At 70.4% G+C, this 24,236-nt stretch carries 23 protein-coding genes; 6 read left to right on the forward strand and 17 right to left on the reverse strand.

What is annotated here, in order from left to right:
* Window positions 1-4: 4 nt before the first annotated feature.
* Complete coding sequence (locus ACH49X_RS04455; protein ID WP_195078798.1) at window positions 5-976, reverse strand: bifunctional riboflavin kinase/FAD synthetase; 972 nt, start codon at window positions 974-976, stop codon at window positions 5-7.
* Between the two features lie 368 nt (window positions 977-1,344).
* Between ACH49X_RS04455 and ACH49X_RS04460 the strand changes: the two genes are divergently transcribed.
* Complete coding sequence (locus tag ACH49X_RS04460) at window positions 1,345-2,013, forward strand: metal-dependent transcriptional regulator (protein ID WP_195078950.1); 669 nt, start codon at window positions 1,345-1,347, stop codon at window positions 2,011-2,013.
* A gap of 257 nt (window positions 2,014-2,270) precedes the next feature.
* Window positions 2,271-3,512, forward strand: coding sequence for an aminotransferase class III-fold pyridoxal phosphate-dependent enzyme (locus ACH49X_RS04465; RefSeq protein ID WP_357113092.1), 1,242 nt, complete (start codon window positions 2,271-2,273; stop codon window positions 3,510-3,512).
* Between the two features lie 450 nt (window positions 3,513-3,962).
* On the opposite strand, the gene ACH49X_RS04470 is transcribed toward ACH49X_RS04465, so the two are convergent.
* The 12 genes from ACH49X_RS04470 to rimP form a co-directional block, all read right to left on the reverse strand.
* Window positions 3,963-4,373, reverse strand: coding sequence for a hypothetical protein (locus ACH49X_RS04470; RefSeq protein ID WP_323124723.1), 411 nt, complete (start codon window positions 4,371-4,373; stop codon window positions 3,963-3,965).
* 43 nt (window positions 4,374-4,416) lie between these two features.
* On the reverse strand, window positions 4,417-5,316 hold the full coding sequence (gene truB / locus ACH49X_RS04475; protein WP_195078795.1) for a tRNA pseudouridine(55) synthase TruB: 900 nt from the start codon (window positions 5,314-5,316) through the stop codon (window positions 4,417-4,419).
* The gene (gene npt / locus ACH49X_RS04480) at window positions 5,316-5,984 is read right to left on the reverse strand and encodes a 4'-phosphopantetheinyl transferase Npt (protein ID WP_195078794.1); all 669 of its coding nucleotides are present in this window, start codon (window positions 5,982-5,984) and stop codon (window positions 5,316-5,318) included. Before npt ends, truB begins: the two co-directional genes overlap by 1 nt.
* Window positions 5,985-6,042: 58 nt before the next feature.
* The gene (locus ACH49X_RS04485; protein ID WP_195078793.1) at window positions 6,043-7,002 is read right to left on the reverse strand and encodes a metallophosphoesterase; all 960 of its coding nucleotides are present in this window, start codon (window positions 7,000-7,002) and stop codon (window positions 6,043-6,045) included.
* Between the two features lie 58 nt (window positions 7,003-7,060).
* A complete protein-coding gene (locus tag ACH49X_RS04490; RefSeq protein WP_397069165.1) occupies window positions 7,061-8,410 on the reverse strand; it encodes an MATE family efflux transporter in 1,350 nt (449 codons plus the stop codon).
* A 144-nt stretch (window positions 8,411-8,554) separates the two neighbouring features.
* The gene (locus ACH49X_RS04495; protein WP_195078792.1) at window positions 8,555-9,556 is read right to left on the reverse strand and encodes a bifunctional oligoribonuclease/PAP phosphatase NrnA; all 1,002 of its coding nucleotides are present in this window, start codon (window positions 9,554-9,556) and stop codon (window positions 8,555-8,557) included.
* A 13-nt stretch (window positions 9,557-9,569) separates the two neighbouring features.
* Window positions 9,570-10,013, reverse strand: coding sequence for a 30S ribosome-binding factor RbfA (gene rbfA, locus ACH49X_RS04500; protein ID WP_195078791.1), 444 nt, complete (start codon window positions 10,011-10,013; stop codon window positions 9,570-9,572).
* Window positions 10,014-10,100: 87 nt separating this feature from the next.
* Window positions 10,101-10,391: a DUF503 domain-containing protein gene (locus ACH49X_RS04505; RefSeq protein ID WP_067810001.1), complete on the reverse strand. Its 291-nt coding sequence runs from the start codon at window positions 10,389-10,391 to the stop codon at window positions 10,101-10,103.
* Between the two features lie 75 nt (window positions 10,392-10,466).
* Window positions 10,467-13,487: a translation initiation factor IF-2 gene (gene infB / locus ACH49X_RS04510; protein WP_195078790.1), complete on the reverse strand. Its 3,021-nt coding sequence runs from the start codon at window positions 13,485-13,487 to the stop codon at window positions 10,467-10,469.
* Window positions 13,488-13,595: 108 nt separating this feature from the next.
* On the reverse strand, window positions 13,596-13,928 hold the full coding sequence (locus ACH49X_RS04515) for a YlxR family protein (RefSeq protein ID WP_323124236.1): 333 nt from the start codon (window positions 13,926-13,928) through the stop codon (window positions 13,596-13,598).
* A 122-nt stretch (window positions 13,929-14,050) separates the two neighbouring features.
* Window positions 14,051-15,082 (reverse strand): transcription termination factor NusA, encoded by a 1,032-nt coding sequence (gene nusA, locus ACH49X_RS04520; protein WP_067808621.1) that lies wholly within the window; start codon window positions 15,080-15,082, stop codon window positions 14,051-14,053.
* The gene (rimP, locus tag ACH49X_RS04525) at window positions 15,079-15,744 is read right to left on the reverse strand and encodes a ribosome maturation factor RimP (protein ID WP_195078789.1); all 666 of its coding nucleotides are present in this window, start codon (window positions 15,742-15,744) and stop codon (window positions 15,079-15,081) included. Before rimP ends, nusA begins: the two co-directional genes overlap by 4 nt.
* Before the next feature lie 159 nt (window positions 15,745-15,903).
* On the opposite strand from rimP, the gene ACH49X_RS04530 reads away from it, so the two are divergent.
* Window positions 15,904-16,500 carry a hypothetical protein gene (locus tag ACH49X_RS04530; RefSeq protein WP_323124227.1) on the forward strand — a complete coding sequence of 199 codons (597 nt, stop codon included), beginning with the start codon at window positions 15,904-15,906 and terminating at the stop codon, window positions 16,498-16,500.
* A complete protein-coding gene (locus tag ACH49X_RS04535; RefSeq protein ID WP_195078788.1) occupies window positions 16,497-16,931 on the forward strand; it encodes a ferritin-like domain-containing protein in 435 nt (144 codons plus the stop codon). Before ACH49X_RS04530 ends, ACH49X_RS04535 begins: the two co-directional genes overlap by 4 nt.
* 91 nt (window positions 16,932-17,022) lie before the next feature.
* Here ACH49X_RS04535 and ACH49X_RS04540 read toward each other — a convergent pair whose 3' ends face one another.
* Both ACH49X_RS04540 and ACH49X_RS04545 read right to left on the reverse strand, forming a co-directional pair.
* The gene (locus ACH49X_RS04540; RefSeq protein WP_357206839.1) at window positions 17,023-18,774 is read right to left on the reverse strand and encodes an acyl-CoA dehydrogenase family protein; all 1,752 of its coding nucleotides are present in this window, start codon (window positions 18,772-18,774) and stop codon (window positions 17,023-17,025) included.
* Between the two features lie 183 nt (window positions 18,775-18,957).
* The gene (locus ACH49X_RS04545) at window positions 18,958-20,715 is read right to left on the reverse strand and encodes a proline--tRNA ligase (RefSeq protein WP_357206841.1); all 1,758 of its coding nucleotides are present in this window, start codon (window positions 20,713-20,715) and stop codon (window positions 18,958-18,960) included.
* A gap of 58 nt (window positions 20,716-20,773) precedes the next feature.
* Between ACH49X_RS04545 and yaaA the strand changes: the two genes are divergently transcribed.
* On the forward strand, window positions 20,774-21,517 hold the full coding sequence (gene yaaA, locus ACH49X_RS04550) for a peroxide stress protein YaaA (RefSeq protein WP_195078785.1): 744 nt from the start codon (window positions 20,774-20,776) through the stop codon (window positions 21,515-21,517).
* An 85-nt stretch (window positions 21,518-21,602) separates the two neighbouring features.
* On the opposite strand, the gene ACH49X_RS04555 is transcribed toward yaaA, so the two are convergent.
* Window positions 21,603-21,782 (reverse strand): nitroreductase/quinone reductase family protein, encoded by a 180-nt coding sequence (locus tag ACH49X_RS04555; RefSeq protein ID WP_195078784.1) that lies wholly within the window; start codon window positions 21,780-21,782, stop codon window positions 21,603-21,605.
* Between ACH49X_RS04555 and ACH49X_RS04560 the strand changes: the two genes are divergently transcribed.
* The gene (locus tag ACH49X_RS04560) at window positions 21,781-22,377 is read left to right on the forward strand and encodes a PPOX class F420-dependent oxidoreductase (RefSeq protein ID WP_323124226.1); all 597 of its coding nucleotides are present in this window, start codon (window positions 21,781-21,783) and stop codon (window positions 22,375-22,377) included. The genes ACH49X_RS04555 and ACH49X_RS04560 overlap by 2 nt on opposite strands.
* Before the next feature lie 77 nt (window positions 22,378-22,454).
* On the opposite strand, the gene ACH49X_RS04565 is transcribed toward ACH49X_RS04560, so the two are convergent.
* A complete protein-coding gene (locus tag ACH49X_RS04565; RefSeq protein ID WP_357107544.1) occupies window positions 22,455-23,921 on the reverse strand; it encodes an MFS transporter in 1,467 nt (488 codons plus the stop codon).
* Window positions 23,922-24,236 lie beyond the last annotated feature (315 nt).

Consider the following 24,236-nt stretch of genomic DNA (forward strand, 5'->3'; position numbering starts at 1 on the left):
CCGTTCAGCGGGCGTCGGCGGCGGTGAGGATTTTGCGCGCGGTCTCCACGTCGCGGCCCATGCACTCGATGAGCTCGTCCACCGACTCGAACTTGCGCTGGCCGCGGATGTGCTCGACGAAGTCCACCGCGACGTGCTGACCGTACAGATCGGCCTCGCCGTCGAGCACGTACGCCTCCACGGTGCGGGCGCGTCCGGAGAAGGTCGGGTTGGTGCCCACCGAGACGGCGGCCATGGCCCGCTCGCCGGGGGTGACGGTGCCGATGGTGGGGCCGGGGCCGAGCACGGTGAACCATCCGGCGTACACGCCGTCGGCCGGGATCGCGGCGTGCATCGGCGGCGCGACGTTGGCGGTGGGGAAACCGAGCTGCTTGCCGCGGCCGTCGCCGTGCACGACGACGCCTTCCACGCGGTGCGGGCGCCCGAGCGCCTCGGCCGCGGCCGCCATGTCCCCCGCGTCCACGCACGCGCGGATGTAGGTGGAGGAGAAGGTCACGGCGTGTTCGGCGAGCAGGCTCACTCCGTCGACCTCGAAGCCGAATCGCCTGCCGAGTTCGCGCATGGTCTCGACGGTGCCCGCGGCCTTCTTGCCGAAGGTGAAGTTGTCGCCGACCACCACCTCCACCACGTGCAGCCGCTCCACCAGCAGATCGTGGACATAGCGCGCCGGAGTCAGCTTCATGAACTCCTGGGTGAAGGGCATGACGCAGAACACGTCGACGCCCAGTTCCTCGGCCAGCTCGGCGCGACGGGTGAGGGTGGTCAACTGCGCGGGATGTGAGCCCGGGCGGACCACTTCCATCGGGTGCGGATCGAACGTCATCAGCACCGCGGGCACGCCGCGCGCGGCGGCGGACTTCACGGCCCGGCTGATCAACTGCGCGTGGCCGCGGTGCACACCGTCGAACACACCGATCGTGAGGACACAGCGCCCCCAGTCCGCGGGCACCTCGTCGAGACTTCGCCATCTCTGCACAGTGCGCAGCCTACGCAAATCAGGTGCCGAACAGTATTCGGGCGTGCTGATCTCACACAACGGTTCCGCCGCCGTGAGCCGACGCGGAGGTCCGAGCCGCATCAGGGGCATACGGCTGTCCGTCATCCGGCCGGATGACGACGCGACCGCGCTCGGCTGCGCGCGCTCCCGGCATCCATCCGCCCACTTCTCGGCGGTGAACGGCGAATAGCGATTCGTTGTCGATCAGAGCACGGCAGGCCGAGGATGTGTGTATCGCGACGCCAGTGCCTAAGCTCGGTTGTGTGCCAGGTAAACGAGATATCGCCACTCGACGCGAGTTGGCCGACGCCCCGGCGCCGGGCGATGCGCACGGCGGTACCGCGACGATCGCGCCTGTGCTGTCCTCGGTCGCGCAGGACTACCTGAAGGTCATCTGGACCGCGCAGGAGTGGTCTCAGGAGAAGGTGACCACCAAATTGCTCGCCGAACGGATCGGCGTCTCGGCCTCGACCGTGTCCGAAGCCGTCCGCAAACTCGCCGACCAGGGATTGGTCGAGCACGCTCGCTACGGCGCGATCGCCCTCACGCCGGAGGGCCGCAGGGCCGCCGTCGCGATGGTGCGCAGGCATCGGCTCATCGAGACCTTCCTGGTGAACGAACTCGGCTACGGCTGGGACGAGGTGCACGACGAGGCCGAGGTGCTCGAGCACGCGGTCTCCGAGTTGCTGATGGCCCGCATCGACGCCAAACTCGGATACCCCGATCGCGATCCGCACGGCGACCCGATCCCCTCGGTGGACGGCGCGGTGCCCACCCCGCCCGCGCGCCAGCTCAGCGACTTCCGCGCCGGTGAATCCGGCCGGGTCGCGCGCATCTCCGACGCCGACCCCGACATGCTGCGCTACTTCGACTCCGTCGGCATCGCCTTGGACACCGCCATCACGGTCGTCGAACGGCGCGACTTCGCGGGCACCATCGCCATCCGCATCGGCGCCACCGAGTCACCGACCGACCTCGGCCGCCCCGCCGCCGACGCCATCTGGCTCACCGCCTGACCGGTCGCCTCCGTACCGGCCGCACAGGCGTCTCCGCTGCCCCCGAGCGGCGACGCGGCCGGGCAGAACATACGGCAGGCCCCGTGTCCGCCGTGCGGCGCTCGTCTCGGTCGATTGCGCTTGCGGGCGGCCAGCCCACGGCGTAGGCGTCTGGCCGCACGCCGCATCCGGCAATCGCCGCGACCCTGCCGCAGGTTATGCATAGAGTTGACAATCCGGCAATAGACATCCGCACCCGTACCGGGAGGCGATTCACCATGACGGAGCTCTCGCCCATCCTGAAACAAGCCACGCCGGTGATCGTCGACCACGGCGAGGGGTGCTACCTCTACGGCACCGACGGCCGCCGCTATCTGGACTTCACCGCGGGCATCGGCGTGACCAGCACCGGCCACTGCCACCCGAGGGTGGTCGCCGCCGCCCAAGCGCAGGTGGCCTCGCTGATCCACGGCCAGTACACGACGGTGCTGCACCGGCCGCTGCTGGAGCTGACCGAGCGGCTCGGCGTCGTGCTTCCGGAAGGACTGGACACGCTGTTCTTCGCGAACTCCGGCAGTGAGGCGGTCGAGGCCGCGCTGCGCCTGGCGCGCCAGGCCACGGGGCGGCCGAATGTCGTCGTCTTCCACGGCGGTTTCCACGGCCGCACCCTGGCGGCCGCGACCATGACGACCTCCGGTACCCGTTTCTCCGCCGGGTTCGGCCCGCTCATGCCGGGCGTGCACGTCGCGCCTTTCCCCACCGCCTACCGCTACGGCTGGAGCGAGCGCGAAGCGACCGTCTTCGCGCTGCGCGAACTGGACTACCTGTTCGCCACGCTCACCTCGCCCGCCGAGACCGCCGCGTTCATCGTGGAGCCGATGCTCGGTGAGGGCGGTTACGTGCCCGGCAACGCCGAGTTCTTCCAAGGGCTGCGCGAACGCGCGGACCGGCACGGCATCCTGCTGGTCTTCGACGAGATCCAGACCGGCTTCGGTCGCACCGGAAAGTTCTTCGGGCATCAGCACTTCGGCGTCCGGCCCGATGTCATCACCATCGCGAAGGGTCTGGCCAGCGGGTTCCCGCTGTCGGGCATCGCGGCGCCGCGCGAACTGATGGCGCGGGCGTGGCCGGGCTCGCAGGGCGGCACCTACGGCGGTAACGCGGTGGCGTGCGCGGCGGCGATCGCCACGCTGGACGTCATCGAATCCGAGGGGCTGGTGGACAACGCGGCTGCCCGCGGGGAGCAACTGCTGCGCGGTCTGCGCGCCTGCGCCACCAAGGCGATCGGCGATGTCCGCGGCCTCGGACTGCTCGTGGGCGCCGAGTTCACCACGGCCACCGGCGAGCCCGGCACCGCCACCGCCGCGGCCGCTCAGCGCGCCGCGGTGGACAAGGGCCTGCTCCTGCTGACCTGCGGCGCGCACATGAACGTCGTGCGGATGATTCCGCCGCTGATCGTGACCGACACGCAGATCGAGGACGCTCTGGCGATCTGGTCGGAGGTGCTCGCCGAGCTGTAGCGCGCATCCACCGCTGTCTGCCCACCCGGCGGCCCGATCAGGAAGCAGGGCCGCGTGGCGCCGCAACATCACCCTCACCCTCACCAAGGCCGCCATCTCCGGCCACGCACGTCTGCTGGACGAACAAGCGCCGCAGACCTGCGCCGCGGCTGGCACGCGCGGTGCGCTGGAATTGCGACGCCTTCCACGCCGAGGCCCGGCCTCCTCACCCCGGCCCAGGCGCTGCGGCTGGCGGCGGACAACGACCATCCCGGCGCGCAGGCGCTGCTCGTTCCGACACCGCGAGGCACATCATGACGGTGCTGCCGGACCTGGAGGCTACTTCGGGCAATCCGGTGCTGACGGCCAACCAGGTGACGGTCTGGGCGGGGCTACAGCTGGCCGGCGCCGAACCGGTCGTTCCCCGATTCGGAAGCTTGTTCGGCCCGGCGCGCCGGAGCCTTCGCGATATCAGCAGACGAGGCCAGGGTCCTGCGGCACGGGCAGGTGCAGGCATTGCAAAGTGTCGAGCAAGTGGTCAGGGGGCCGCACAGCCACGACTTGGTCGAGCAAGTCCGGTTCACCGGGCGGCCGGATCTCGATTCGATGTGCCCCCGCGGGGAGGTCGTAGGCCAACGAGTAGGCGTGTCCCTGTGCGACCTTGCACGGATTGCCGTCACAGCTCACGTTCCGGCCATCGATCCACACTTCCACATCGAGCACCCGCACATCGTCGGAGTCGGGCAGGGTCACCAGTATCCGCCCGCGGCCTTCCAGCACCGATGCCTGCGTGGCTGCGCGCGCCTCGCCGGCATTGCCGACCAGCGCCGCGCCACCGACCAGGACCGCGACGATCGTCGCGACGACTCGCATCATCGGCATTCACTCCTCGGCGCAAGGTGGTCCGCCATTATCGCCCGCTGGATCAGAGATTGGCAGGGCGGACGACCATCACCGAGGACGCGCGATTGCCCGACTCACGCAGCAGGGCGATAGCGCGTTCTTCCGGATCGATGGCGGCGTAGACGCCGGGGATTCCGGCCGGGGCGAGCCAACGTCCGTTGCGCAGGTCGTCGGCCTGCTTCGCATCGATGTCGCGGCGCGGGAACGCCGTTCGCACCGCGGCGTCGATATCGAGGCTCAGCTGCGGCGTGCCGGACTCGGCGGCGGCGGCCAAGTCGTCCAGGGTACGGGCGCGCTCGAGCGTGAAGGGGCCGACTCTCGTGCGGCGCAACGCGGTCAGGTGGCCGCCGACGCCGAGCGCGGCGCCGAGGTCACGGGCGAGCGCCCGCACGTAGGTGCCCGAGGAGCACTCGACCACCACCTCCAGGTCGACGAAATCGCCGACGTCGCGCCGGGCGAGCACGTCGAAGCGCGACACCGTGACCGGGCGGGCGGCCAGCTGCACGTCCTTGCCGGCACGGTGGCGGGCATAGGCGCGTTCGCCGTCGACCTTGATCGCGCTCACCGTGGCGGGCACCTGCTCGATGTCGCCGGTCAGTTCCGTTGTGCGCGCGGCGATCTCGTCGTCGGCGAGGTGGCCGGCCGGAGTCGTGGCCAGCACTTCGCCCTCGGCGTCGTCGGTGTTGGTCGCCTGCCCGAGCCGGATGGTCGCGGTGTACGCCTTGGTGGTCAGGGTGAGCAGGCCGAGGAGTTTGGTCGCGCGCTCCACGCCGAGCACGAGCACGCCGGTCGCCATCGGGTCGAGCGTGCCCGCGTGACCGATCTTCTTGGTGCGCAGCAGTTTGCGGCATTTCGCGACGACGTCGTGGCTGGTCCAGCCACCGGCCTTGTCGATGACGAGCAGCCCGCCGAGTCCGTCCATCAGACGTGCGCGATCGCGGTCAGGATGTACCCGTCGGTGATCAGCCAACGGCCGTCGAACGACAGCAGCGGCGTGCCGCCGTCGGTGGTCTGCCCCGGCACCAGCAGTTCGGTGTGGAAGCTGCCGCGCCCGGAATCGGCGGAGCTGTCCTCGATGTCGAAGGTGATGTGCGCGTCCTCGAAGCCGAGCCAGCGCAGCGTCAGCGGGAACCACGCCTTGTAGGTGGCCTCTTTGGCGCAGAACAGCAGCCGGTCCAGGTGCAGTCCGGAATCGGTGGTCTTCAGCCAATCCCGCTCCGGCGGCAGGCTGACCGAGTCCAGTACGCCGTCGGGCAGCGTGGCGTGCGGCTCGGCGTCGATGCCGATGGAACGGAACCTCAGCTTGTGGCCGAGCGCGGCGGCCTGATAGCCGTCGCAGTGGGTCAGGCTGCCGACGATTCCGCGCGGCCACACCGGAGCGCCGCGTTCGCCCTTGCCGATCGCGACCGGCTGTTCGCCGAGCTGCGTGAGCGCCAGCCGGGCGCAATGCCGCGCGCCGATGAAATCACGGCGCCGCTTCTCCACCGACTTGGCGATGAGATGCTCCTCCGCCGGATGCGGTCGCAGATCCTCCGGGTACGCCAGCAACTCGGCCGAGGCCACACCCGCGGGCAGAATGTTCTCGATCATCACCGACGAGCGTAGTCGAGCCGCGCGGGATCGGATCGCAGCGCCATGTGCCCCCGGACTACGCCAGCCCGCGCCGCTGCTGCGCCTTGCTGCGCATCTCCGCGGCTGCGGCCTCCATCTCGGGGGTCACCTGGAAATGCCCGCCCCACTTGTTCAGCGTGCCCGGCGGGTACTCCGGGGCGGGCAGGATCTGGCGCAGCAATCGCTCGGGCAGGCCGCGGCGCTGCCATTCGCGCGGGTAGCCCAGCGACACCTCCTCGAACCGGACGCCGTCGTAGTGCGAGGTCCGCGGGATGTGCAGGTGACCGTAGACCGAACAGACCACGTTGTAGCGGGTGTGCCAGTCCGCGGTCAGCTCGGTGCCGCACCACAGCGCGAACTCCGGGTAGAACAGCACGTCGGTCGGCTGCCGCACCAGCGGGAAGTGGTTGATCAGGACGACCGGTGTGCCGGGAGCGAGCGCGTCGAGCTTGCGCTTGGTCGCCTGCACCCTGGCGTGACACCAGGCGTCCCTGGTCAGGTACGGATCCGGCGAGAGCAGGAATTCGTCGGTGGCCACCACGTTGCGCTCGCGGGCGATCGCCAGGCCCTCCGCCTTGGTGGTGGCTCCCTCCGGCAGGAACGAGTAGTCGTACAGCAGGAACATCGGCACCAGCGTGACCGCTCCGCCGTGCTCCTCGGCGCCCGCGCCCTGCCACACCGGAAAGGGGTCCTCCGGCGTCAGCACGTCCAGGTCGCGGCACATCGACACCAGGTAGTCGTAGCGCGCCGCGCCGACCATCTGCACCGGGTCCTTCGCCGTCGTCCACAGCTCGTGATTGCCCGGCACCCAGATCACCTTGGCGAACCGGCCGCGCAGCAGTTGCAGCGCCCAGCGGATGTCCTCGGTCTTCTCCCCCACGTCGCCGGCCACGATGAGCCAGTCCTCCGGCGAGTCCGCCTTGATCTGCTCGACGACCGGCCGATTCCCCTGGTGCCCGACATGAATGTCGCTCACCGCCATCAACTTGGGTATCACCACACCTACCTTGGCACATCGATTCGGATTCGCACGCACCGGCCGAGCCGGGTGTCGGTCACCTCGGCAACTCGGCGCCGACCAGGGCCCACCGGCCCGACAGCGCCCGGCCCGCGACGGCGACCAGCCGCAACAGCATGAACGCGGCGAGGCCGGACCAGATTCCGGCGACGCCCCAGTCGAAGATCAGCGACAGCCAGATGGCGGGCAGGAAACCGAGCAGCGCCGCACCGAGCGTGGTGGTGCGCAGATACGCCGCGTCGCCCGCCCCGAGCAGCACGCCGTCGAGCGCGAACACGATGCCGGCCACGGGGATGAGCGCGACGAAGAACCACCACACCACATGCGCGCGCTCGAGCACGTCCGGATCGTCGGTGAACAGCGCGGGCATCGCCACCGCCCCCGCCGCGAAGCAGGCGGCCAGCCCGAGGCTGAAGATCTCCGACCAGCGGGTGACGCGCCGGGCGATGGCGCGGGCGCCGGTGGCATCGCCCGCGCCGAGCGCCGCACCGGTGAGCGTCTGCGCGGCGATGGCCAGCGCGTCCAGCGCGAGCGCCAGGAAGTTCCACAGTTGCAGCACCAACTGGTGGGCCGCTACCGACGCGGCGCCGAAACGCGCGGCGACCGCCGCCGCCGAGACGAAGCAGGCCTGGAAGGCGAAGCTGCGGACGATCAGGTCGCGCCCGAGTACGAGCTGCGCGCGCATCACCGACCAGTGCGGGGCGAGGGAAACGCCCTCGCGCAGCAGCGCGCGCAGGAACAGGACCGCGGTGACGATCTGACCCGCCACGTTCGCCACGGCGGAGCCGGGCAGGCCGAGATGCGGTGCGCCCAGCACTCCGTGCACCAGCACCGGGCAGAGGATCGCCGACGCGGCGAGTCCGGCGACGACGTAGACCAGCGGCCTGCGCGTCTCCTGAACGCCGCGCAGCCACCCGTTGCCCGCCATGGAGATCAGGATCAGCGGCACGCCGAACAGCGCGATCCGCACCCAGTCCAGCGCCTGCTGAGCGATGTCCCCGCCGCCGGCGATGGCGCTGGTCACCGGCACGGCGAACGCTTGGACCAGCAGCAGGATCGCGAGGCCGACGGCCACCGCGATCCACGTCGCCTGTACGCCCTCGGCGACGGCTCCGCGGTGGTCGCCCGCGCCGTGGCGACGCGCCGAGCGCGCGGTGGTGCCGTAGGACAGGAAGGTCAGCTGCGAACTGGTCTGCGCCAGGATCAACCCGCCGACGGCGAGACCGGCCAGCGCGAGCGCGCCGAGCCTGCCGACCACGGCCAGATCGAACAACAGGTAGATCGGTTCGGCGACCAGCACGCCGAGGGTGGGCAACGCGAGGCCGAGAATGCGCCCGGGACCGGCAGCGGCAGCCCGGTCGACGGGCGCCGGTTCGCTCGCTGGCAGGGCCGGGTCGCCGATATCCGCGTCGCCGGGACTCTGCGCGCTCACGAACACCTTCCCCGCACGTCGCTCCTTCCGAGACCACCGTCGTTCCGACCTCGACACGGCTCACCGACGAACACGGATGCGCCAGGTCGAGACATACGGTTATCCGAGCGCGGTCAGCAGCGCGCCGATCAAGTCCTCGGGCGCGCCGTGCGCGGTGTAGCCGGCGGCGAAGCGGTGCCCGCCGCCGCCCAGTGATGTGGCGACCTCGGCGACGTCCACCCCGTCACCCGCGGAGGCTCCGCTGTCGCGCGAGCGCAGCGACACCGTCCACCGATCCGGCACCACACGCGATTGCTTGAACACCGCGGCGATTCCGGCTTCGGCGGTCGTGCGCACGATATCGATGACGCTCTCGATTTCCTCCGATCGCACGTCATCGATGTCGTCGCGCCGCACGAACGCGTACACCAACCCCACGCCGCCGCGCGCCTCCGGGACGAGCTGCGCCGTCCCGAGCACGCGGGAGAGCATGGGCAGCCATCCGAACGGGTGCGTGTCCATCAACGTGCGGGCGATGTGCGCACCATCGATGCCGGTGGCAAGCAGCCGCTCCGCCAGTTCGTGCGTGCCCGGCCGCACCCACCGGAACGAACCCGTGTCGGTGACCAGACCGGCGTACAGGCAATGCGCCACGTCCGCATCGATCGGCACACCCCACGCGTCGAGCAACCGGGCGATCAGGCTCGTGGTGGACTCCGCGGCGGGATCGACCACATTGATCGCTCCGAAGCACGTGTTCGACCGATGGTGATCGATCACCAATGTCGTTGCGGCACCGGGCAATCGATCGGCCAGCGCCCCCAGCCGCCCCGCACTGCCGCAATCGACCGCGATGAGCAGGTCGACCTCGGCGCGCACCTCGGCCGGGGCCACCAGGTGCCGCACGCCAGGCAACGATCGCATCGACATGGGCAGCTCCGCGGGCTCGGCGAAGGACACCTGCACCGCGACGCCGCGCCGATGCAGCACCAACGCCAGCGCCAGACCACTTCCTATGGTGTCCGCATCGGGCTGCACATGGCAGACGATGGTCACCGAGCGCGCGGCGTCCAGCGCCGCCACGGCCGTGTCCAAGCCGGCCGTTTCCCGCATCGTCGTCATCGACTACCGCATGTCACTCGTCGGCGTCGCGTTCGACCTTGTAGGGGTCGGCGTCGCCCGCGTGCCTGGCGGTGGCCGCCACCTTGGCGACCTCGTCGTCCGCGGCCCGCGCCCTGGCGAGCAGTTCCTCCATCTGCCGTGCCGCGTCGGGCACGGTGTCCAGTACGAATGCCAGCGTGGGGGTGAACTTCACCCCCGTTCCCGCACCCACTTTCGAGCGCAGAACACCCTTGGCCTTCTCCAGTCCGGCCGCCGCGCCTTCGTAATCCGGTTCGGCGTCGAGGGTTTCACCCATCACGGTGTAGTACACCGTCGCCTCCCTGAGATCGCCGGTGACCTTGGCGTCGGTGATGGTCACGAAACGCAGCCGCGGGTCCTTCACCTCGTATTCGATCGCGGTCGCGACGATCGAGGAGATCCGCTTGGCGAGTCGGCGTGCCCTGGCTTGGTCCACCATGGCCGTTTCCTCCTCACTATCAACTCTGTTCGGTGGCGGTCGTCGCGTGGCCCGGTGCCGCCACCCGAGCTCCGTCGCTACGCCGCGTCAGTCCTCGGGCCCGAAGATTCGGCGGCGCACCGCCAGCAACTGTAACTCCGGACGGGCCGCGACGTGCCGTTCACATTTGTCCAGCACCTCGGTCAGGTGATCCATGCCCGCACTGACCATGGCCACGCCCAGCAGCGAGCGACGGTATAGATCGTGTTCCCCGCCTTCGGCCGCACTCACACCGAAACGCTGTAATTCGGCCAGAATCGGCCGGATCACCGAGCGCTTCTGTTTCAGTGAATGCACATCACCCAGCAGCAGGTCGAACTCCAGTGCACCCAGGTACACCCTTACCCTCCCCAGTTCAGGAAGACCGGCCGGACGCCGCGCTCATCGCGCGGCGTCCGGTCTCGTCTCGGTCTATCAGTCGCGCGGCTTCTCGCGCAGCTCGTAGGCCTCGATGATGTCGCCTTCCTTGATGTCGGAGTAGGTGACCGTCATACCGCACTCGAAGCCCTCGCGGACCTCGGTGACGTCGTCCTTCTCCCGGCGCAGCGACGAGATCGTCATCGTCTCGGCGACCACCACGTTGTCCCGGAGCAGGCGCGCCTTGGCGTTGCGCTTGACCGAACCCGACGTGACCATGCAACCGGCGATGTTGCCGACCTTCGACGAACGGAAGATCGCCCTGATCTCGGCGCGACCCAGCTCGACCTCTTCGTAGATCGGCTTGAGCATGCCCTTGAGGGCCTTCTCGATCTCGTCGATGGCCTGGTAGATCACCGAGTAGTACCGGATGTCGACGCCCTCGCGGTTGGCCAGCTCGGTGGCCTTGCCCTCGGCGCGGACGTTGAAGCCGATGATGATCGCGTTCGAGGCCGACGCCAGGTTGACGTTGGTCTCGGTGACGCCACCGACGCCACGGTCGATCACCCGCAGACGCACCTCGTCGCCCACCTGGATCCCGAGCAGCGCCTCTTCGAGGGCTTCGACCGTACCGGAGTTGTCGCCCTTGAGGATCAGGTTCAGCTCGCTGGTCTCCTTCAGCGCGGCATCCAGATCTTCCAGGCTGATCCGCTTGCGGCTGCGTGCGGCCAGCGCGTTGCGCTTGCGCGCGTTGCGCCGGTCGGCGATCTGCCGCGCGATCCGGTCTTCGTCGACCACGAGCAGGTTGTCACCGGCGCCCGGCACCGACGTGAAGCCGATGACCTGGACCGGCCGCGACGGCAACGCCGCCTCGACGTCCTCGCCGTGCTCGTCCACCATCCGGCGCACCCGGCCGTAGGCGTCTCCCGCCACGATCGAGTCGCCGACCCGCAGGGTGCCGCGCTGGATGAGCACGGTCGCCACCGGGCCGCGGCCGCGGTCGAGGTGCGCCTCGATGGCCACGCCCTGCGCGTCCATGTCCGGGTTGGCACGCAGGTCCAGCGCCGCGTCCGCGGTCAGCAGGACCGCCTCGAGCAGCGCGTCGATGTTGATGTTCTGCCTGGCGGAGATGTCGACGAACATGGTGTCGCCGCCGTATTCCTCGGCGACCAAGCCGTACTCGGTGAGCTGCTGACGAACCTTCTGCGGGTTCGCGCCCTCCTTGTCGATCTTGTTGACCGCCACGACGATCGGCACGTCGGCCGCCTGCGCGTGGTTGATCGCCTCCACCGTCTGCGGCATGACGCCGTCGTCGGCGGCGACCACCAGGATCGCGATGTCGGTGGCCTTCGCACCGCGGGCACGCATGGCGGTGAACGCCTCGTGACCAGGGGTGTCGATGAAGGTGATCAGCCGGTCCTCGTCGCCGAGGTGGGTGAGCACCTGGTAGGCGCCGATGTGCTGGGTGATGCCACCCGCCTCGCCCTCGCGGACGTTCGCCTTGCGGATGGTGTCCAGCAAGCGGGTCTTACCGTGGTCGACGTGACCCATGACGGTCACCACCGGCGGACGCTGTTCGAGGTCTTCCTCGCCGCCTTCGTCCTCGCCGTAGGTGAGGTCGAACGACTCCAGCAGCTCGCGGTCCTCGTCCTCGGGGCTGACCACGTGCACGACGTAGTTCATCTCGCTGCCGAGCAGCTCGAGGGTCTCGTCGTTCACCGACTGGGTCGCGGTGACCATCTCGCCGAGGTTGAACAGGGCCTGCACCAGCGCGGCCGGGTTCGCGTCGATCTTCTCCGCGAAGTCCGACAGCGACGCGCCGCGGGCGAGCCGGATGATCTCGCCGTTGCCGCGCGGCAGCCGCACGCCGCCGACGGCGGGCGCCTGCATCGAGTCGTACTCTTGCCGCTTCTGCCGCTTGGACTTGCGGCCACGCCGTGGCGCGCCACCGGGACGGCCGAACGCGCCGGCCGCACCACCGCGGCCACCGGGACCACCCGGACGGCCGCCGCCACCGCCGCCACCGGGACGACCGCGGAAGCCACCGGCCGCACCACCGGCGCCGGGCGCACCCGCGCCCGCTCCGGGAGCGCCGCCGCCACCGCCGCGGTAGCCGCCACCGCCACCGCCACCGGGACGACCGGCACCGGCGCCGCCGGGACGACCGGGACGACCCGCGCCGGGGCCGCCCGCGCCGCCGGGACGCGCCGCACGCGACGGCATCGCGCCGGGATTGGGACGAGGCGGCATCGAGCCGGGGCTCGGCCGCGGACCGCCGGGACGCGGCCCACCGGGGCCCGGCGTCGGACGCGGGCCACCCTGGGCCGGGCCGGGACGCGGACCACCCTGCGACGGACCCGGACGCGGGCCGCCCTGGGCCGGGCCGGGACGCGGGCCACCCTGCGAAGGACCGGGACGCGGACCACCCTGACCGGGGGCCGGACGCGGCGCGGGACGCTCGGGAGCCGACGAGTACGGGTTGTTACCGACGCGCGGGGTCTTCGGCCCCGGACGCGGGCCGGGCGCCGCGCCACCCGGGCGCTGACCGCCCGGGGCGGGGGCGCCGGGACGCTGCTGCTGTCCGGGACGCGGACCGCCAGGAGTCGGACGCGGACCGGCCGGGGCGGGCGCGGAACTCGCGCTCGCGCCGGAAGCCGCGGCGGCCTGCGGGGTGACCGTTTCCCTTGCGGCGGGCTTGGGCGCGGGCGCCGGTCCCGGACGCGCGGCGGGGCCGGGCTTCACGGCGGGCGATTCGCCGGTGCGCGCGGCGGGAGCGGCGGTCTCCTGCGCGGTGGGCGCCGGAGTGGGCGCCGGAGGACGGGGACCGGGACGCGGGCCTGCGCCCGCTGGCTTGGGGGCCGGACGGCCGGACGGTCCGGGGCGTGCACCCGGCTTGTTGCCGTTGGACGGGGCGGATTTCGCCGCGAACGACTCACGCAGCCTGCGCGCGACGGGAGCTTCCACCGTCGAGGACGCCGACTTCACGAACTCGCCCTGCTCCTTGAGCGTTGCGAGTAGTTCCTTGCTCGTGACACCGAGTTCTTTTGCCAACTCGTGCACGCGGGCCTTGCCTGCCACTGCTCTCCTCACTGAGAGGTCGAGCAGCCCCACCGTTCTGGGGACGGCGGCCCGCACGACCTCGGGTTATCTCCGATGGACGTTCATCGTTGGTACTTCACGGTGTGCTCATGAGTGCTCGTGCCTGTTCTCGAGGTAATGCTCCAGGGCTGAGATATCCAGATATCCGGACACTCGTAGTGCTCTGCCGATCGCTCGGCGCCGCTCTGCCGCGCGCAGACAAGCCGAAAGGGGGTGCAGCCAGGCACCCCGTCCGGGAAGTCTGCGCCGCGGATCGGGAACGATCTCGATGACGTGGGCGCCGTCTCCGGTCTCACGGTCCCGAGCCACGATCCGCAACAGATCGACGGCCAGCTCGCGCTTCCGGCATCCGATACACGTTCGCACCGGAGCCGCGGGGCGCTGGGGCGCCGGGTGCTGCTCGGTGGTGCGATCGCGCAGTGGAACCGAAGGCTCGGACTGAACCTTGGACCACTCTACCGCTGCCACGCGCCGAACGCCGAACCCCTCCCCTTCGGAAGTTACGAACCTGTCATCCCGAGCACTGCGCCCGCGGACTCCCGTCAACTCCGATGCGCCTCCGTTCGCACGGATCCGCCCAGGTCACCGGGGGCGGCGTCGCTGCGGATATCGATGCGCCACCCGGTCAGCCGCGCGGCGAGGCGGGCGTTCTGCCCTTCCTTGCCGATCGCCAGCGAAAGCTGGAAATCGGGGACGACGACGCGGGCCGCCCGAGCGTCCGGGTCGACGATGGTGACCGAAACCACTTTCGACGGCGACAGCGCATTACCGACGAAGGTCGCCGGATCGTCGGCGTAGTCGATGATGTCGATCTTCTCGCCGGCCAGCTCGCTCATCACGTTGCGCACGCGCTGTCCCATGGGCCCGATACAGGCGCCCTTGGCGTTGACGCCGGGCACCGTGGTGCGCACGGCGATCTTGGAGCGGTGCCCCGCCTCGCGCGCCACGGCGACGATCTCCACCGAACCGTCCGCGATCTCCGGCACCTCGAGTGCGAACAGGCGCCGCACCAGGTTCGGGTGGGTGCGCGACAGCGTGATCTGCGGCCCGCGCGGCCCACGCGAGACGCCGACGACGTAGCACTTGATCCGGTCGCCGTGCTCGTAGGTCTCGCCCGGCACCTGCTCGGCGGGCGGGATCAAGCCCTCCGCGCCGTGCAGCTCGCTGCCGATGCGCACGACGACGGTGCCGCGGGCGTTGGCGCGCGCGTCGCGCTGCACCACACCGCCGACGATGTCGCCCTCGTGGGTGGAGAATTCGCCGAAGGACTTCTCGTTCTCCGCGTCGCGCAGCCGCTGCAGCACGACCTGCCTGGCGGTGGTCGCCGCGATCCGGCCGAAACCCTCCGGGGTGTCGTCCCATTCGGAGATCACGTTGCCGTCGGCGTCCACCTCGCGCGCCATCACCCTGACCACGCCGGTCCGCTGGTTGATGTCGATGCGCGCGTTGGGCTGGTGCCCCTCGGTGTGGCGGTACGCGGTGAGCAGCGCCGACTCGATCGCGGAGATCACGGTCTCGATCGAGATCCCCTTGTCGGCGACGATCGCGCGCAGGGCTTCGATTTCGATGTTCATTCCACGATCCCTTCGGTCGGCGAATCGGACGCTGTTACGGATTCGGACAATGCATTCGGTGTTCCTCGGAGCTTCGCGGCGTCGTCCACCGCCACCGCGTCTTCCGCACCCGGAGCGGGCCGCCCCGGGACGACTCCGCCCGCGAGTTCCAGCTCGCGCGCGCCGGGCGGGGAGAACTCGACCTGGACGACGGCCGTGGCGATGTCGGCGAGCGGCACCGTCACCAGGCGCGGGTCGCGTTTGCCGCCGAGCACCAGCGCCACCGCGTCGCCGGTGAGCGCGCCGACCCTGGCCTCGAAGGTCGCCACCCCCTCCGGTGGCTGCGCGCCTTCCCGCAGCCGCACTCGCACCTTCCGGCCGCGCGCCCGCCGCCAGTGCCTGGCGGCGGTCAACGGGCGGTCGATCCCAGGGGTCGTGACCTCCAGCAGGTAGGGCGTCTCGCCGAACTCCCCCGCGTCGTCGAGCAGCGCCGACAGCTCCGTGCTCAGACTCGCCAGGGCGTCCAGATCGGAGGTGTCGCGGTCCACGGTCACCTGCACCCGAGCCTGCGCGTCGACGTGCTTGCCCGCCGTCGCGATCTCGACGCCCTCCAGATCGAATCCTCGGCGTTCGACGAGACCAGCTACGAGCTGGCTCACCCTTTCCTCGGTCGGCATCGGCATATGGGCGGCTCCTGGTTCAGTTGTGACGCGGCGGGAAAATTCTCTACCGAAGGTCTAGCGTAACGCGCCACGAGAGTGTAAAGGACCAGTGGTCGAGGAGTCCGCACGCCACGGCCGACGCTGGTCCGCACAGCGTCGCGAGTCTGGCACGATAGTGCCGTGCCCATCCGCCTTCCCGCCCCGCCGCGTGCCGGGCGCACTACCGGCATGCCCTCCGACCGGCACGAGCCCCGCCACACCGTCCTGGATCGTCGCAGCGCGCTACGACTCGCGGGCGGGGGGACGGCCGGGGTGCTCGCCCTGGGCGCCTTGGCCGGCTGCACCGGTGACGACGTGGTCCACGAGCCGGATCCGCTTGCCGCACAGGAGGTCGCGGCCCGCGCCGACGCCGCGGCGGCGAGCGCGGCCATCGCCGTCGCGCCCGACCGGCACGCCGCGTTGGCGGCGATCGCGGCCGAGCGCACCGCCCACGCCGACGCCTTGCGCACCGAGATCGACCGCGCCATCGGCGTCTACGCCGACGGCACCACACCGGCGCACCGCACCCGCGCGGGCGCGTCCGGCCCGTCGGTCGTGGCGTCGGGCAGCGCCGTGCCGCCCACCACTCCGCCGAGCGTCGAGACGCTGCGCACGCAGCTCACCGCGTCCCAGAAATCGGCGGCCGAGCTCGCTCGCGCCCTGACCGGCTACCGGGCCGGTCTGCTCGCTTCGATCAGCGCGGCCTGCGCGGTGCAGACAGGGGTGTTGCTGGCATGACCGAAGCCGAGCGCCGAGCGCTCATCGACGCGCTGAACGCCGAATACGGCGCGGTGTACGCCTACGGGGTGATCGCGGCCTACGCCTCCTCCGAGCGCACCAGGCTGGTCGCCGAGCACACCGCGGCGCACCGCGCCCGCCGCGACACCACCGTGGACGTCCTCGCGCTGGGCGGCGGGACGGTGCCGCCGCCGGACGCGGCCTACACGACGCCGTTCGCGGTGACCGATCCGATCTCCGCCGCCCGGCTGGCCGTGACGGTCGAGTCCGACACCGCCGTCGCCTGGCGGTCGGTGGTCGAGCGCGGCGATTCCATCGCCATCCGGCGCACCGGCGTGGAAGCGCTCACCGAGGCCGCCGTCCGGCTGGCCGCGTGGCAGTCGATCCTCGGCGCGAATCCGCCCACGGTCGCGTTTCCCGGCAAGGCCTGACCCCGGCTACCCGCGACCCTGTGCGCCGCAAGAAACGGCGCGAACGGCGGCCGCGGACAGCGCGGGCCGTCGTTCGCTCGACATGTGACCGCTACGGCCGCATCTCGTAGGCGCCGTCGTAGGACGCCACCTCGGCCCACACCCGGTCGAAACGCGGGCGGTCGGCGACCGGCGGCCGCAGCGCGGACGCGGCCCAGCCCTGCTGCTCCGGCGTGGCCGACGGCTTGCCGTACAGCGCGGTGGCGTGGGCGTTGAAGTCGCGGATCTGGAAGTCGAAGATCTGGTCGATCAGGTCGCGGTCCAAGCCGGTGATCTCGGCCTGCTCCAGGATCAGCTGGCCGTAGACCACCAGGGAGAACAGGTGGCCGATGGTCAGCATGAAGTCCAGGTCCTTCTGCTGCGCGGCGTCCGGAGCCGCCGTGGTCAGCAGCGTGCGCAGCGCTCGGGCCTGCTCGTAGAAGCGGCTCACGTTCGGGATGTCGGCGTGCTTGTCGTAGATCGGCGTCCAGTCGGCGAAGCGCACCTTGCCCGCGCCGCGCGCCGGGCCCTGGCGCCAGAAGAACGCGTCGTCGGCCGGGTCCTGGCGGGTGCCGATCTCCGGGTAGTCCTGCGGGTCGAACAGATAGTTGGGCATGAACTTCAGGATCTGCCCCACGTTCACGTGCACCGTGCCCTCCAGCCTGGGCAGCGTGCTGATCAGCCGCTGCACCTCGGCGAAGTAGGTGTTCTTCTCGAATCCCTTGGCGGCCAGCACATCCAGCAGCAGTGTCATGACGGTCTCGCCCTCGGAGGTCACCTTGGACTTCGTCATCGGGTTGAACAGCAGGTACCGGCGATCCTCCAGGCTCGCGCTGCGGAAGTAGTCGATCGCGCGGTCGCTGAACAGTTTCATCGCGATGATGCGCGCGTACGCGTCGACGAAATTCGCGCGCACGTGCGGGAATTCGGTGACCGGGTTGCCGTAGAGGACGCGGTTGTTCGCGTGCGTGATCGCCTCGTAGAAGGAGTGCTCGACCATGCCGATGCCGCCGTGGCAGAGGTTGAACTTGCCCACGTTCACGGTGTTCAGCGCCGCGGAGAACGCTTCGGGGCCGGTGTGCAGGATGTCCTCGGCGCGCACCGGGTAGTTCTCCAGCCGGAAGGTGCTCACGTACATCTGCTGGTGCACGACGTTGCCGAGCAGGTGATAGTTCTCGTGCCTGGAGTCGGCGGCGAACCATACGTACGCGTCGGCACCTTCGAGGTCGGCGCGGCGGGAGAACACCGACACCATGCTGGCCACGTTGCCGTTGCCGATGTAGTACTTCTCGCCGTTGGCCCGGAAGAGGATTCCGGCTTCGGCGTCCTCGCTGCCCGGCTCGGTCGGGGTGAGCACCAGATCGGTGTTGTAGATGTCGGCGCCGTGGGTCTGCTCGGACAGGCCGAACGCCATCACTTCGCCCGCGGCCAGGTCGGCGGCCGCGCGCTTCTTGGCCGCCTCGTTGTCGCTCTGCCAGATCGGACCCAAACCGAGGATCGTGACCTGCTCGGCGTACCAGTACGCCAGGCCGTAGAAGCCGAAGATCTCCGACAACGCGGCGTTGCGCGCCGCGTCCCAGCGGCGGTCAGGGTCGCCGTCGGCGTACGCCGCCGGGGTCAGGAAGGTGGCGAACAACTTCTCCTTCTTCACGAAGTCGAGGAAGTCCGCGGTCCACACCGCGTTCGCGTCGTCGGCGAGCAGACGCTGCTTGCCCCGCCCCTCGAACCACTCGATCGTGGCGCGCAACAGGCGCCGCGTCTCGGCGTCGAACTGCTGCGGGTCATAGGTGGCGGGGTTGAACAACCGCACGTCGGTGTTTGTCATGCCGGTTAACTTACCAGCGGGTAACAGCAGCGTGGATGAGGTCCGCGGATCTGTGACCAGCGAATTCAGGTTACGGTCGCGTAGGTCCGCCGCGATCGCGAGCACAGCCGACGCCGTGCCCCCTCTCGCGTCGATGTGAACGGCTCCCGGCAGATTCCGCCGGGGGCCGTTCGGGGAAACAGGTCAGCCGCGCACCTTGGCCACCACCGCGTCCACCGCGGAGGCGGCGGGAAGTTCCTCGGTCTCGCCGGTGAAGCGGTCGCGCAGTTCGACCTTGCCCTCGGACCAGCCGCGGCCGATCACCAGCACCAGCGGCATACCGAGCAGCTCGGCGTCCTTGAACTTCACCCCTGGCGAGGCGGTGCGGTCGTCGAAGAGCACGTCCAAGCCCTGCGCGTGCAGGCCGGACACCACCTCTTCGGCGCCGGCGCGGGCCGCGTCGTCCTTGTTCGCGATGACGACGTGCACGTCGTAGGGCGCGACCGCCGCGGGCCAGCGCAGCCCCTTGTCGTCGTGCTGCTGCTCGGCGATCACCGCGACCATGCGCGAGACGCCGATGCCGTAGGAGCCCATGGTCAGCCGCACCGGCTTGCCGTTCTCGCCGAGCACGTCCACCTCGAACGCGTCGGTGTACTTGTTGCCGAGCTGGAAGATGTGGCCGATCTCGATGCCGCGCGCCGCCACCAGGGCGCCGCGCCCGTCGGGCGAGGGATCGCCGTCGCGGACCTCGGCCGCCTCGATGGTGCCGTCGGGGGTGAAGTCGCGGCCCGCGACCAGGCCGACGACGTGCTTGCCAGGCTCGTCGGCGCCGGTGATCCAGCTGGTGCCGGTGCCGACACGGGGATCGACCAGGTAGCGAACGCCGTTGGCCTGCAGTGCCTTCGGGCCGATATAGCCCTTGACCAGGAACGGGTTCTCGGCGAAGTCGGCGTCGGTGAGCAGTTCCACCTCGGCCGGTTCGACCGAGGCGCCGAGGCGCTTGTCGTCGACCTCGCGGTCACCGGGGACGCCGATGCCGACGATCTCGGTCTTGCCGTCCGGGTGGCGCAGTTTGACCATCACGTTCTTCAACGTGTCGGCCGCGGTGACCGGGCGGCCGTAGCGCTCGGCGATGCCCGCGCTGTTGGCCCAGTCCACCAGCGTCGCGATGGTCGGGGTGTCGGGGGTATCGTGCACGACGGCCTCGGGCTGCCCTTCGATCGGCAGCGGTTCGGGCGCGGGCGTGACCACCGCCTCCACATTGGCCGCGTAGCCGGACTCCGGGCAGCGCACGTAGGTGTCCTCGCCGACGGGGCTGTCGGCCAGGAACTCCTCCGAGGCGCTGCCGCCCATCGCGCCCGAGGTGGCGGCCACGATGACGTACTTGACCCGCAGCCGGTCGAAGATGCGCTGGTAGGCCTGGCGGTGCGCGTGGTAGCTGGCCTTCAGGCCGTCCTCGTCCAGGTCGAAGGAGTAGGAGTCCTTCATCACGAACTCGCGCCCGCGCAGGATGCCCGCGCGGGGACGTTCCTCGTCGCGGTACTTGGTCTGGATCTGGTAGAGCGTGACCGGCAGGTCCTTGTAGGAGCTGTACTCGCCCTTCACGGTGAGCGCGAACAGCTCCTCGTGGGTGGGGCCGAGCAGGTAATCCGCGCCCTTGCGGTCGCGCAGCCGGAACAGGCCGTCGCCGTACTCGGTCCACCGGTTGGTGGTCTCGTACGGTTCGCGTGGCAGCAGCGCGGGCAGGGAGATCTCCTGCGCGCCGATCGCGTCCATCTCCGCGCGCACCACGTCCTCCACCTTGCGCAGCACGCGCAGGCCCAGCGGCAGCCACGAGTAGACACCCGGGGCGACGCGGCGCACATAGCCGGCACGGACCAAGAGTTTGTGGCTGGGCACCTCCGCATCGGCGGGATCGTCGCGGAGAGTGCGCAGGAACAGGCGGGAGAGGCGGGTGATCACGGATGCACAGGGTAGTCGCTGGCCGAACGCTGGTCCCAGCGCATTACCGTATTCGTTCGTGCTGGTGCTGCTGCCTCCCTCCGAAACCAAGTCCGACGGCGGCTCCGGGGCGCCGCTCGCGCTGGACGCACTGGCGATGCCGCAGCTCACGGCGGTGCGTGCCCGGCTGATCGAGGAAGTCGTTCGGTTGGCGGCCGACCCGGAACGCTCCCGCGCCGCGCTCGGCCTCGGCAAGGGCGCCGACGGCGAGATCGCCCGCAACGCCGCGCTGCGCACCGCTCCGACGCGTCCCGCGCTGGAGCGCTACACCGGCGTCCTCTACGACGCGCTCGACGCGCGCTCGTTCACCAAGGCGCAGCGGGCCAAGGCGTACGCCCGGCTCGGCATCGGCTCCGCGCTGTTCGGCGCGGTCCGCGCGAGTGACCCGATTCCCGCCTACCGCCTGTCCGGCGGCTCGAAACTGCCCGGACTGCCGACGCTTTCGGCCGTCTGGCGCGACGAGTTGCCCGCGGCGCTGCACGCTGAGGCGTCGGGCGAACTCGTCGTCGACCTGCGCTCGGGCACCTATCAGCAGCTCGGGCGGGTGCCCGGCGCGATCACCGCCAACGTGCTGACCGAACATCCGGACGGGTCACGGACGGTGGTGAGTCATTTCAACAAGCACCACAAGGGTCTGCTGGCGCGCGCGCTCGTGCTCAGCAGAGCCGAACCGGCCGATGTGCGCGGCGTCGCGCGGGTGGCGGCCAAAGCGGGGTTGCGAGCCGAGATCGCTTCGCCGACGGAGCTTTTGATCATCACCTGAGCGCATCCGGCTGTTCCGTGGTGCGGGGCGAGTTCGGCCCGATTCGTGCCTTCGGCTCACGAGCACCTGGCGCCGTCGAGCCGTGTCAGTTGTCGTGCGCGGTCAACAGGACAAGAGGGATACGGCGGGTCGTTCGCTTCTGGTAGGTCTCGTAGCCGGGGTAGGCCGCGACAACCTCCGCCCACCGCCGCCCGCGTTCGGCCGCGGTGAGGACGTGCCGGGGGGCCCGGCTGATCAACACGGTCGCGGGCGCGCGTGGCGACATGGTCGTCGTGCACAACACCTTCCGCAGGCACTTCCGCGCTCTGCCCGAACGCGCGCACCGCGAGGCGGCCGGATTCGCCGCCGCCCGATCCTTCGGTCCGCGACCGGCTCGACAGAGTTCTTCGGCGGCGTGCGCGGAGCCGACGGGAATGCCGTGCGGCGCCGCGTTGTTCGCTCAGAACGTGACCAGCATCGCAGAGCTCTCCGACGACCTGAAGAAGTACCTGGACGAAGAAAAGGTCTTCGCCACCGCGGCCACGATCGGCCCCAACGGGCAACCGCATCTGACGGTGATCTGGCTGAAGCGCGACGGCGACGACCTGCTCTTCTCCACCACTACCGATCGCCAGCAGGGCAAGAACCTGGCGCGCGACCCGCGCATCACCGTGCTGATCAACCCGCCGGACAACCCGTACGTCTACGCGGAGATCCGGGGCAGCGCGACCATCACGCCCGACCCGGAGAAGACGCTGCCCGACGAGCTCTCGGCGAAGTACACCGGACAGAAGTACGCGGACTTCAACCCCGCGTCGGTCAACGACGGGCCACGCGTCATCGTGCGGGTGACACCCCGGCGCGTAGTCGGGCGATTCTGAGTCCGCCTCGGCGACCTCGACCCCGTCTTCCAATCCATGAGGAGGCCGCGAACACGCCGCGACGAACAAGCGGCGAATCAAACGCTCCCTTGCTGCGCTTCCTCTTGGGCGTGCTGGGCCATGGCCAGTTGCTGGGGGGTGAAGCGCAGGGTCAGGGCGACCAGTCCGGCCGCGAACGCGACGAGGGCGCAGACGAACAGCACCAGGGTGTAGCCGTTGCCGAGCGCGGCGATCTCCGCGGGCGTCATCCCGGCCACCTTCTCGGTGCGGCCCCCGAGCGAAAGGGTCCGTGAGGCCGCGATCGGGGTGAGCAGGCCGATGGCCACCGGCGTGGCCAGGTTCATGAACATCTGCCCGACCGCGGCCAGCGGCCCGATATTGGCCGGTGGCACGCCGACCAGCACGCACAATGGTGCGAGCACCATGGCGATGCCGACGCCGAGGCCGATCACCACCAGCAGCGGCAGCAGCGTGGCGAAGTACATGACCTCGCCGTCGAGAGTCGAGCCGAACAGCAGTCCGACGCCGAGCACCACGGCCGCGCCCGCGAGCAGCCAGCGCGGCGCGATGTACAGCGCCGCCTTGGAGGCCACCGCGCCGCCGATGCCGATGCCGACGGTGAACGGGATCGCCGCGACGCCCGCCTTGAGCGGCCCGTACCCGATGACGTTCTGCATGAACTGCGCGACGAAGAAGGTCATCGCGCCCAGCACGCCGCCGGCCAGGAAGATCAGCAGGAAGGTGGCGACGCGGTCGCGGCTGTCGAACAGCGACCACGGCAGCAGCGGGTCGTCCACCCGCCGCTCCAGCGCCACGAAGACGATCAGCAGCACCACGCCCGCGATCAGCGAACCGATGATCGCCGGGTGCCCCCATCCCATCTCCGGCCCTTCGGTGGCGCCGAACACGATCGAGGCGCAGGCGATGGTGCCGAGCACCGCGCCGGGCAGGTCGAGGGCCGAACGGTGATGTTCGGTGTCGGCCAGCTTGTAGGCCGCGCCGAGGATGATCAGCGCGCCGATCGGGACGTTGATCAGGAAGATCCACCGCCAGGACAGCTGGGTCAGCGCGCCGCCGACCACGAGTCCGCCGACGGAGCCGATGCCGACCATCGAGCCGACGATCGCGATCGCCTGATTGCGTGCCTTGCCCGGCGCGAAGGTCGTCGCCACCAGCGCGAACGCGGTGGGCGCTGCGACAGCGGCGCCGGCGCCCTGGAACGCGCGCGCCGCGAGCAGCATCGCCTGGTTCTGCGCCAAGCCGCACAACAGCGAGGCCAGGGTGAACAGCGCGACGCCGACCACGAGCATGCGCTTGCGGCCGAACGCGTCGCCGAGCCTGCCGCCGAGCAGCATCAGGCCCGCGAAGGTGAGCCCGTAGGACGTCACCGTCCACGCGCTGCCCGCGCTGGACAACCCCATCTCCTCCTGCAGCCGCGGCAGCGCGAAGATCACGACCGTGCCGTCGAGCACGACCATGAGCTGCAGTCCGCTCAGGACTAGGATCGCGAGCCCGAAGGCCCGCTGCGTCACTGGATACTGCATCGTCGCAGCGGGGTTCCGAAGCACAGTGAGTCACTGTAATTGATGCCGCTGCCGCATTTGTCCACCCACCGGCCCGGTCGGACCGGTGACGGGGAGCTGTCCCGACCATCCGGCCGGGTCAGGCCGGCGCCGGCTGCTCACCGCGTGGGGCGCCTCCGAGACGTCCGCCCCACCCTGCCCGGCGGTCGAGGCGGAAAGGCATGACGCGGCGCGGACGACGCGGCGGAGGTCGGCGATGCTGCCTGGTCCGACGCCGACAGCCGACCGTCCGTGACACGCGGGCCGAAGGGCGGGCGACTCGCCCGCTCCGCTCCC

Source organism: Nocardia sp. NPDC019323 (genome assembly GCF_044389845.1).
In the GTDB taxonomy this organism is placed as follows: Bacteria; Actinomycetota; Actinomycetes; order Mycobacteriales; family Mycobacteriaceae; genus Nocardia; species Nocardia implantans.

What these genes read in the sequence shown, in the direction of transcription:
- ACH49X_RS04540 (WP_357206839.1), bottom strand. Translation starts at nt 18,774, where the DNA reads ATGACAAACACCGACGTGCGGTTGTTCAACCCCGCCACCTATGACCCG.
- ACH49X_RS04495 (WP_195078792.1), bottom strand. Translation starts at nt 9,556, where the DNA reads ATGACGACGATGCGGGAAACGGCCGGCTTGGACACGGCCGTGGCGGCG.
- truB (WP_195078795.1), bottom strand. Translation starts at nt 5,316, where the DNA reads ATGGACGGACTCGGCGGGCTGCTCGTCATCGACAAGGCCGGTGGCTGG.
- ACH49X_RS04465 (WP_357113092.1), top strand. Translation starts at nt 2,271, where the DNA reads ATGACGGAGCTCTCGCCCATCCTGAAACAAGCCACGCCGGTGATCGTC.
- ACH49X_RS04470 (WP_323124723.1), bottom strand. Translation starts at nt 4,373, where the DNA reads ATGCCGATGATGCGAGTCGTCGCGACGATCGTCGCGGTCCTGGTCGGT.
- rimP (WP_195078789.1), bottom strand. Translation starts at nt 15,744, where the DNA reads ATGCCGATGCCGACCGAGGAAAGGGTGAGCCAGCTCGTAGCTGGTCTC.
- rbfA (WP_195078791.1), bottom strand. Translation starts at nt 10,013, where the DNA reads ATGGTGGACCAAGCCAGGGCACGCCGACTCGCCAAGCGGATCTCCTCG.
- ACH49X_RS04535 (WP_195078788.1), top strand. Translation starts at nt 16,497, where the DNA reads ATGACCGAAGCCGAGCGCCGAGCGCTCATCGACGCGCTGAACGCCGAA.
- nusA (WP_067808621.1), bottom strand. Translation starts at nt 15,082, where the DNA reads ATGAACATCGAAATCGAAGCCCTGCGCGCGATCGTCGCCGACAAGGGG.
- npt (WP_195078794.1), bottom strand. Translation starts at nt 5,984, where the DNA reads ATGATCGAGAACATTCTGCCCGCGGGTGTGGCCTCGGCCGAGTTGCTG.
- ACH49X_RS04565 (WP_357107544.1), bottom strand. Translation starts at nt 23,921, where the DNA reads ATGCAGTATCCAGTGACGCAGCGGGCCTTCGGGCTCGCGATCCTAGTC.
- ACH49X_RS04560 (WP_323124226.1), top strand. Translation starts at nt 21,781, where the DNA reads ATGGTCGTCGTGCACAACACCTTCCGCAGGCACTTCCGCGCTCTGCCC.
- ACH49X_RS04555 (WP_195078784.1), bottom strand. Translation starts at nt 21,782, where the DNA reads ATGTCGCCACGCGCGCCCGCGACCGTGTTGATCAGCCGGGCCCCCCGG.